A 9,454-nucleotide genomic window follows, 5' to 3' on the forward strand; every position below is an offset into this window, starting at 1 on the left:
TGCGCTTGGGGATCAGGCTGTCGGTGCCCAGGCGGCGCTTCTTGTCTTCCTCGTAGGCTTCGAAGTTGCCCTCGAACCATTCCACGTGGCTGTCGCCCTCGAAGGCCAGGATGTGGGTGGCCAGACGGTCCAGGAACCAGCGATCGTGGGAGATGACCACGGCGCAGCCGGCGAACTCTTCGAGCGCCTCTTCCAGGTTCTGCAGGGTCTCGATGTCCAGGTCGTTGGTCGGTTCGTCGAGCAGGATCAGGTTACCGCCCTCGGCCAGGGTCTTGGCCAGGTGCACCCGGTTGCGCTCGCCGCCCGACAGCAGGCCGACCTTCTTCTGCTGGTCGCCGCCCTTGAAGTTGAAGCTGCCGACGTAGGAGCGGGTGTTCACCTCGCGCTTGCCGACCATCATGATGTCGGTGCCGCCCGAGATTTCCTGCCACACGGTGTTGGTGTCGGTCAGGGCGTCGCGGCTCTGGTCGACGTAGGCCAGCTTGACGGTCTCGCCGAGCTTGACGGTGCCCTGGTCGGGTTTCTCGACGCCGGTGATCAGCTTGAACAGGGTCGACTTGCCGGCGCCGTTGGGGCCGATCACGCCGACGATGCCGTTGGGCGGCAGCTTGAAGGTCAGGTCCTTGAACAGCAGCTTGTCACCATATTCCTTCTCCAGGCCGCTGACCTCGAGCACCAGATTGCCCAGGCGCGGGCCGGGCGGGATCTGGATCACGGCGTAGCTCTCGGCCTGGCGGGCGTGCTCCTGCTCGTCAGCCATCCGCTCATAGGCGGCCAGACGGGCCTTGGACTTGGCCTGACGGGCCTTAGCGCCGGACCGCACCCATTCCAGTTCGCGGGTCAGGGCGCGCTGGCGGGCCTCGGACTCCGACTGCTCCTGCACCACGCGCTTCTGCTTCTGCTCCAGCCAGCCGGAGTAGTTGCCCTCGAAGGGGATGCCCTTGCCGCGGTCCAGCTCCAGCGTCCACTTGGTCACCTGATCCAGGAAGTAGCGGTCGTGGGTGACCAGGATCACGCAGCCCGGGAAGGCTTCCAGGTGGTGCTGCAACCAGGCCACGGATTCCGCGTCCAGGTGGTTGGTCGGTTCGTCCAGCAGCAGCATGTCGGGCTTGCTGAGCAACAGGCGGGCGAGCGCGATACGGCGCTTCTCACCGCCGGACAGGCTGGTGACGGGCCAGTCGGCGGGCGGGGTGCGCAGGGCGTCCATGGCCATTTCGATGCGGCTGTCGATGTCCCACAGGTCGCCCGCGTCGATCTTCTCCTGGAGGGTGTTCATCTCCTCCATCAGCTCTTCGGTGTAGTTCTCGCCCAGTTCCGCCGCGATGGCGTTGTAGCGGTCGAGGATCTTCTTCTCCTCGCATTCGGAGATGACGTTGCCCCAGACGTTCAGCTGTTCATCCAGGTGCGGTTCCTGCGAGAGATAGCCGCGCTTGATGCCGTCGGCGGCCTTGGCCTCGCCGTTGAATTCGAGGTCCAGCCCCGACATGATCTTCAGCAGGGTCGACTTACCCGAGCCGTTGACCCCGACCACGCCGATCTTGGCGTCCGAATAGAAGGACAGCCAGATGTTCTCGAAGGTCTTCTTGGTCGCGCCAGGGAAGGTCTTGGTCAGACCCTGCATCTGGAAAATGTATTGCTGCGCCATGGGGCGTGCGGGCTCGCTGATCGGAGGAGTGGAGATTTGGCTGCGGACATAGCGTTGGCGGGCTTCCGGCGCAACGCCGCCGTCCCTGCGCCAAGCTTCATCGCTCCGCCGTCGAACCGAATCCGAACTGTCGCAGAGCAGCGCTAGGCGAGGCCCATCCACGTCGCGAAGGCCGACGGGACCCAAGGGGATAGCTTATGAAACATCATCTTCTCGCTGGCGCAGCCGCCGGCGCTCTACTTCTGATCGCCGGCCAGGCCTGCGCGGCCGAGGCCGCCGCCACCGACGCGGGCGCCAGCGTTGAAGAACTGGTGGTCTATGGCAAGGGCGAGAGCCGCCAGGTCCAGCAGATCGCCGTCCAGGAAATCGAACAGGCCGCCCCCGGCACCAGCCCGATCAAGATGGTCGAAAAGCTGCCCGGCGTGAACTTCCAGTCCGCCGACGCCTTCGGCGCCTATGAGTGGTCGACCCGCATCTCGATCCGCGGCTTCAACCAGAATCAGCTGGGCTTCACCCTCGACGGCGTGCCGCTCGGCGACATGAGCTATGGCAACCACAACGGCCTGCACATCAGCCGCGCGATCATGTCGGAAGACCTGGGCGGCGTGGAACTGGCGCAGGGTTCGGGCTCGCTGAACACCGCCTCCGCCTCGAACCTGGGCGGCACGCTGAAGTTCGTCTCCCGCGATCCGTCCTCGAAGTTCGGCGTGTTCGCCGCCGGCACGCTCGGCTCGGACAACATGTACCGCGGCTTCCTGCGGCTGGAGACCGGCGACCTGCCGTCCGGCGGCCGGGCCTATCTGAGCTACGCCAAGCAGGACACCGACAAGTGGAAGGGCTACGGCGTCCAGAAGCAGCAGCAGATCGACTTCAAGTTCGTCCAGCCGATCGGCGAGGGCAAGGTCAGCGCCTTCTACGACTGGTCGCAGCGCCGCGAGAACGATTACCAGGACCTGTCGCTCGAGATGATCAAGCGTCTGGGCTACGGCTTCGACAACATCTCCAACAACTATGCGCTGGCCAACCAGATCGCCAATACGGCGCTCACCCACTACCTGACCAAGGGGACCTCGGGCGATCCGGCCTATTGCGTCTCCGATCCGGGTGACGGCACGAACAGCTACGCGGCCCCGATCAAGTGCAACGACGACGCCTATTTCGACGCTGGCGGCCTGCGCGACGACAAGCTCTGGTCGATCAAGGGCGAGATGCCGTTCGGTGACATGTTCAACGCTACGGCCCAGATCTATGGCCACACCAATAAGGGCCAGGGCACCTGGTACGCCCCGCTGAACCCCAGCCCGAACTACGGCGTGCCCGGCGCGACGACCAACAACTCGTCGATCTCCTATCGCACCACCGAGTACAATATCGACCGCAGCGGCGTCGTGCTGGGTGGCGACCTGACGCTCGGCGCCCACCTGGTGCGCCTGGGTGGCTGGTATGAGGACAACGACTTCGAACAGGCCCGCCGCTATTACGGCCTGGACGCCGCCGCCAACAACCGCGACTCCCTGGCCTTCCAGTCGAACCCCTACAAGACCCGCTGGCACTACGCCTTCAACACCAAGACCACCCAGGTCTCGCTCGAGGACAACTGGACCGTCACCGACGCCCTGAAGGTCAATTTCGGCTTCAAGTCGCTCAAGGTCGAGAACAAGGCCAAGTTCCTGGACGGCTACGGCCCGCTGGTGAATTCCGGCCAGATCCAGTCCAAGGACAGCTTCCTGCCGCAGGTGGGCGCCAACTATAAGCTGAACGAGAACAGCGAGGTCTTCGGCTCCTACACCGAGAACATGCGCGCCTTCGTCAGCGCCGCCACCGCCGGTCCGTTCTCCACCACCCAGGCCGGCTTCGACGCCATCAAGGGCAAGCTGAAGCCGGAAAGCTCCAAGACCTTTGAGGCCGGCTGGCGCTTCAAGACCGCCGACTTCCAGGGCGTCATCGCCGCCTATCACGTCAAGTTCGACAACCGCCTGCTGGCCACCGCCTCGGGCTCCGGCGTCGCCGGCAATCCCAGCGTGCTCAGCAATGTCGGCAGCGTCACCACCAACGGCTTCGAGACCGCCGGCACCTGGAACATCACCGACGCTTTCTCGCTGTTCGGCTCCTACGCCTATAACGACTCCAGCTTCGACGACGACGTGCGCAATGGTTCGGGCGGCCTGGTCGCCAAGACCGCCGGCAAGTCCCTGCCGGACGCGCCCAAGTCGATCGCCAACCTCAGCCTGGCCTATGACCAGAACGGCTGGCACGGCGCCCTGGCCGCCCACTACACGGGCGAGCGCTACATCACCTATACGAACGACCTGAGCGTTCCGGCGGTGACCACTCTGGACCTCAGCCTCGGCTACACCTTCGAGGGCGAGGGCCTGACCAAGGGCCTGGAGATCCAGGCCAATGTCACCAACCTGCTCGACAAGGACTATGTCTCGACGATCGGGTCGAACGGCTTCTCCAACTCCGGCGACAGCCAGACCCTGCTGGCCGGCGCGCCGCGCCAGATGTTCGTGACCGTCCGCAAGCAGTTCTGATCCGACCCAATCAGAGCGTCCGAGGACAGCCCCCTTCCCACCCGGGAAGGGGGCTTTTCTCTGCGTGTCAGGCCGGCTCGCCGACCGGCGGGGCGGTATAGGAGGCGCCGGCGGTCAGCATCTCGTCGGGCACCGCCAGCATCTTCAGATAGGCGTCCTTGGGATAGGCCATGTGCGGCTTGGCCGGGTCATAGGCCGGCTGCGGCACTGGGCTCGGGCCGGCGTACTGGGCGGGCGCCTTGAAGCGCCTGGCCTCCTCCGCCGAGATCCCGGCCTTGGCCAGCACCGCCGGGTCGATCCACTTGGCCGGATCGATGGGCTCGTGGCTGGTCGCCACTTCCAGGGTCATCTGGTCGGGGCCGGCGAAATAGATCGAGCGGCACATGCCGTGGTCGATCGGGCCGATGACATTGACCCCGTGGCTGCGGATGCGGTCGCGCATGGCGATCAGGTCGGCGTCGGAATCCGCCCGGAAGGCCAGGTGCTGCAGGGTCCCCGGCGCGCTGGGCAGGGCGCCGGTGCCGGCGTGGGTCTTGCCGAGCTCGATCGGGATGTCGTCGACGTTCGGCAGCTGAACGATCGAGAAATAGCCGTGGTCGTTCATGCGCAGGAAGGCATGCAAGCCCCCCGGTACGCCGTGCATGTCGAACAGCGCCACCAGCGGACAGCCCATCACCTCCGAGAAGAAGGCGATGTGCTTCTTGATGTCCCCGGCCATGAAGGCCAGGTGGTGAATGCCTGAGGGTTGGGTCATGGGGTCTCCTCCGTGGTCTCGCTTCTGTCGGCGAGCAGGCCCTGGACCAGGGCGTTGAGTATGAGGTCTTCGTGGGCCGCGCGCCCCTCGACCGTGTCGGGATCGATGCCGAAGGCGCTGCGCATCAGGGGCGCCAGATTGATCACCCCGGCCGCGCCGGCCTGCAGGGTGATCACCAGCATCTCCGGCGGAAACGGCTTCAGGTCGCCGGCCGCCATGGCCCGCCGCGCCAGCTCGGCCAGCCGGCGGTTGCGCGGCCCCAGCAGGTGTTCGTTCAGCCAGTCGAGCCGCTCGCCCCCGGCCATGCCCTCCAGCGCCACGATCCGCCCGAGCGCGGGATGGCGCCAGCTGATCTGCAGGAACAGCCGCATGGCCATGCGCAGCTGGGCGAGCGGACTGGCGTCGCGGGCGGCGGACAGCAGCCGCTCCTCCTCCGAGATCACCGCCGCCAGCTCCAGCATGGCGCTGCGCCACAGCTGGTCCTTGTCCTGGAAATGATAGTGCAGGGTCGCCTGCGAGACCTCGGCCGCCGCCGCTATGGCGCCCATGGCCGCCCGCTCGAATCCCAGCCGGGAAAACTGGTCCAGCGCCACCTCGCGGATCTTCGCGGCGGTGCGCTCACCCTTGCCCAGGGCGACGACGGTGGCGGACTTCGACACAGGAATTGACTTCTCGATCAGTTTTCCTGATTTGATACTCAAAAATCAGCGGAGGGCAAGCTTGGCCCTCCCAAGCCCCCTTCAGGGCGTCAGGGAGAGAACAAGATGGCGGTGGTGCGCGAGCCCTACGGTTTCGTCCATGCGGACACCAGCAAGCTGAAGGAGGTCTATGGCGGCCCGACCGGCCAGGTCTTCGTCGAGTGCATGCGCATCCGCCCCGAGGCCGGCACATCCAAGACCGTCATCCTGTTCAGCCACCCGATCGGCGGCGGCTCGTTCCTGCCGCTGGTCAATGCGCTCGCCCATGGCGGCCGGCACGTCATCTATTGCAACCCGCGCTATCGGGGCAACGACGCGGCCCTGATCATGGAGAAGTGCGTCCTCGATCTCGGCGCCTGCATCTCCGACCTCAAGACCCGGTTCGGCTATGAAAAGGTGATCCTCGGCGGCTGGTCCGGCGGCGGCTCGCTGTCCCTGTTCTACCAGGACCAGGCCGAGCACCCGACGATTACCGAAACCCCGGCCGGCGACGCCGTGGACCTGGTCGGCGCGGGGCTGCAACCCGCCGACGGGGTCATGCTGCTGGCCGCCCATATCAGCCGCTCCGTGACCATGACCGAATGGCTGGACCCCTCGATCCTGGATGAAGACAAGCCCTTCGTGCGCGACCGCGAACTCAACATCTACGACCCCGCCTGCCCCAATCAGCCGCCCTATTCCGACGCCTTCGTGGCGACATTCCGCGCCGCCCAGATCGCCCGCAACCGCCGCATCACCGGCCGCGTGAAGACCCAGCTGGCCGCCCTGAAGGCCGCGGGCGAGCCCGACGCCGAGCGGCCCTTCGTGGTCTATGGCACCATGTGCGACGTCCGCTGGACCGACCCGACCCAGGACCCCTCCGACCGCCGCCCGGGGACCTGCTATCTGGGCGAGCCGAAGATCGCCAATGACGGCCCGGTGGGCCTGGGGCGCTTCACCACCCTGCGTTCCTGGCTGTCGCAGTGGAGCTATGATGAGAGCCGCGCCAATGGCGTCATCAACGCCGGCCACATCTCCTGCCCGGTGCTGGTGATCAACAACACCGCCGACCTCGCCTGCACCCCCAGCCACGCCGACCGGCTGTTCGCGGCGGTGGCGTCCAAGGACAAGGAGATCGTCCAGATCCAGGACGCCGACCACTACTACGTCGAGCGCAAAGACCTGCTGCCCACGGCGGTGGCGGCGGTCGGTGACTGGCTTGAGCGGCACGGGTTCTAGGGGGCGGGGTCTGGCGTTCGAGTCCGACAGATTGCGGCAGGGCTGATGAAGGCCGGAAGGTCTGCATCAGGCCGTCGATCTAACGGGGGAACCGACCGATTGCGGGCATTCGAAGTTTCGGCGCTGGCGGCGCCCGCATCCCAGCCGATGCAGACCCCCGTCCCACACGGCACGATCCGCAATGTCTGCGCCGCTCATTCCGAAAGCATCCCGATCGTCCGCAACCATGTCTCCGCCAACCTAGGCCACCCGGACACGGGGAGCTTCTTCTCCCGTAGACCGAAGGCATGGCCGCCCTGGGCATATGAGTGCAGTTCCACGGCAACGCCCGCCTTCTTCAGGCCCATGTAGTAGCTCAGCGCATCCTCGACGCTGTCCACATGGTCGTCCTCGTTCTGCAACAGGAAGGTCGGCGGCGTGCGGGGCGTGATGGCCTTCTCGATATTGGGGTTGAGCGCGATGCCGTTGGTGGCCAGAGCCAGGTGCCCTGGATAGACGGCGATGGCGAAATCCGGTCGGGCGCTTTGCCGGTCGGCCGCGTCCACAGGCGCATAGAGGCGATCGTCGAAGTGGGTGCTGGCCTCGGCCACCAGATACCCGCCGGCGGAAAACCCGATCACCCCGATCTTGCGCGGGTCGACGCGCCATTCGGCGGCGCGCGCGCGCGTCAGCCGCACGGTGCGCAACACGTCCTGCAAGGACGGCGTTGAAATCTCCTTATTCTGCGGGCGGCAGTTGCATTGCCAGCGGTAGGGGATGCTCGGCACGCGGTATTTGAGCAGCACGCAGGTGACGCCCCTGGAGGTCAGCCAGTCGCAGATCTCGGTGCCTTCGAGATCCATGGCCAGCATCTGGAAGCCGCCGCCCGGGATGACGATGACCGCGGCGCCGCTGTTCTTCCCCTTGGGCGAATAGACCGTCATCGTCGGCCGGGTGACGTTGGTCACGCCCCCATCCTTCGCGGTCTCCGCCCCTGGGACAGGCGCTGTACCTGGCGCCGCTCCCGGCCAGATCGGCATCTGGCTGTGACCTGGGGACGGCTGCCAGGGGGCCGGCGCGGCGCCAGGCGTCGCCGCCTGAGACGCCTGGGCGAGGAGCAGTCCAGCCAATGCCACGGCGCAAACAGGCTTCATGATGTTCGACCCTCCCCAAAAGCGTGACCAACGTGCGTGACACATCGTTTGTCCTTATGTCACAGCAACGAGTCAGAGGTTCCCCGCCCCTCGGCTGCGTTACAAACGATCAAAATTGGCGAGAGCCATAAAATGAACTAATGCCTCCCCATGGAAAGATCGCGACTGCCGCTCAATGCCCTGCGCGCCTTCGAGACGGCCGCGCGGCACCTCAACGTCACGCGCGCCGCGCTCGAGCTGCGCGTCACCCAGGCCGCCGTCAGCCACCATATCAAGCTGCTGGAAGATCAGCTCGGCGCGCGCCTGTTCCGCCGGCTGCCTCGGGGCCTTGCCCTGACCGACGAAGGCGCCGCCCTAGCGCCAATAGTCAGCGACACCCTCGATCGCATGGCCGCCACCCTCGACCGGTTCGCTGGCGGACGCTTTCAGGAGATCGTCAGCATCGGCGTCGTCGCAACCTTCGTCACCGGATGGTTGCTTCCGCGCCTGCCGGATTTCAACGCGCTCCACCCCGGCGTCGACCTTCGGATCATGACCAACAACAACCGGGTGGACCTCGCGGGCGACGGGCTGGACTTGGCGATCCGTTACGGCGACGGGGCCTGGCACGGAACCGACGCCGTCCCGATCCTGGAAGCGCCGCTGACGCCGCTTTGCGCACCGAGCCTTGCGCGGCGGTTGCAGACGCCGGCCGACCTGCAAAGAGAGGTCTTGCTGCGGTCCTACCGTCCCGACGAATGGAAAGTCTGGTTCGATGCCGCCGGCCTCACCACGCCGGCTATCCGCAGCCCGGTATTCGATGCCTCGTCCAGCCTGGCGGCGGCGGCGTCAAGCGGCCTGGGTGTCGCCCTGCTGCCCGCCCGGTTGTTTGAGCAGGACCTTGCGAGCGGCCGACTGGCTCAGCCCTTCAGTCTTTGCGTCGACGCCGGCCGCTATTGGCTCACGCGGCTGAAATCACGCCCCGAAACGCCGGCCATGGCGGCGGTGAAGGAATGGCTTCAGCGCAGCGACTAACTCGATGATGAGGTTGTCTGATTTCAGAGGATCAAGCCAAAGAGCGCTCACCACCCTTCTGCCACCCTAGCAAGGTCCGCTTCCGGTCAGCAGCGCCTCACCGCCGTGTCCGCCTTCGGCGCGCCTGCAGCCGGCGCGAAGGGTCTCCCCTAGATACACCCCTCCACCAGGATCAGCTTGCTGATGGTGCTGCGTTCCCGGACGGCCTTCAGGCTCTGGAAATCGGGGTCCGCCAGGAAGGCCTGTGCGTTCTCCGCCGTCAGGAACTCCAGGATCACCACCCGCTCCGGCGACCAGTCGCCCTCCATCACCTGGGGTTCGACGCCCCGGACGATATAGCGGCCGCCGTGCTTGGCGATGAAGGCCGGCACGCCCTCGATGTAGGGCATGAAGGCCGGCAGATCGAGGACGGTGAAGTCCAGGACGAGATAGGCGGTCATCCGGTGTCTCCGGGGCTG

At 66.1% G+C, this 9,454-nt stretch carries 8 protein-coding genes; 3 read left to right on the plus strand and 5 right to left on the minus strand.

Features of this window, described 5'->3' with window-relative positions; translation table 11 throughout:
• Positions 1-1,645: energy-dependent translational throttle protein EttA (ettA, locus tag Q7P21_RS16550; protein ID WP_304177971.1), on the minus strand; the 1,645-nt coding region annotated here is incomplete at its 3' end.
• A gap of 197 nt (positions 1,646-1,842) precedes the next feature.
• Between ettA and Q7P21_RS16555 the strand changes: the two genes are divergently transcribed.
• Entirely contained in the window at positions 1,843-4,179 is a 2,337-nt protein-coding gene (locus tag Q7P21_RS16555; RefSeq protein WP_304177972.1) for a TonB-dependent receptor, read from the plus strand.
• A 67-nt stretch (positions 4,180-4,246) separates the two neighbouring features.
• Here Q7P21_RS16555 and Q7P21_RS16560 read toward each other — a convergent pair whose 3' ends face one another.
• Positions 4,247-4,933 (minus strand): VOC family protein, encoded by a 687-nt coding sequence (locus Q7P21_RS16560; protein ID WP_304164120.1) that lies wholly within the window; start codon positions 4,931-4,933, stop codon positions 4,247-4,249.
• Entirely contained in the window at positions 4,930-5,592 is a 663-nt protein-coding gene (locus Q7P21_RS16565) for a TetR/AcrR family transcriptional regulator (protein WP_304164119.1), read from the minus strand. The genes Q7P21_RS16560 and Q7P21_RS16565 overlap by 4 nt, the downstream gene beginning before the upstream one ends.
• Positions 5,593-5,697: 105 nt before the next feature.
• Here Q7P21_RS16565 and Q7P21_RS16570 point away from each other — a divergent pair, with 105 nt between their 5' ends.
• Positions 5,698-6,849, plus strand: a complete 1,152-nt coding sequence (locus tag Q7P21_RS16570) for a S9 family peptidase (protein WP_304164118.1) — start codon at positions 5,698-5,700, stop codon at positions 6,847-6,849.
• A 194-nt stretch (positions 6,850-7,043) separates the two neighbouring features.
• Here the strand turns inward: Q7P21_RS16570 and Q7P21_RS16575 are convergent, their stop codons facing one another.
• On the minus strand, positions 7,044-7,796 hold the full coding sequence (locus tag Q7P21_RS16575; protein ID WP_304177974.1) for an alpha/beta hydrolase: 753 nt from the start codon (positions 7,794-7,796) through the stop codon (positions 7,044-7,046).
• 336 nt (positions 7,797-8,132) lie between these two features.
• On the opposite strand from Q7P21_RS16575, the gene Q7P21_RS16580 reads away from it, so the two are divergent.
• Positions 8,133-8,996: a LysR family transcriptional regulator gene (locus Q7P21_RS16580; protein ID WP_304164116.1), complete on the plus strand. Its 864-nt coding sequence runs from the start codon at positions 8,133-8,135 to the stop codon at positions 8,994-8,996.
• 149 nt (positions 8,997-9,145) lie between these two features.
• Here Q7P21_RS16580 and Q7P21_RS16585 read toward each other — a convergent pair.
• Positions 9,146-9,454 (minus strand): DUF1330 domain-containing protein (locus tag Q7P21_RS16585; protein ID WP_304177975.1); only part of this gene is annotated, 309 nt, incomplete at its 5' end.

Source organism: Phenylobacterium aquaticum, from assembly GCF_947378715.1.
Classification (GTDB): domain Bacteria; phylum Pseudomonadota; class Alphaproteobacteria; order Caulobacterales; family Caulobacteraceae; genus Phenylobacterium; species Phenylobacterium aquaticum_A.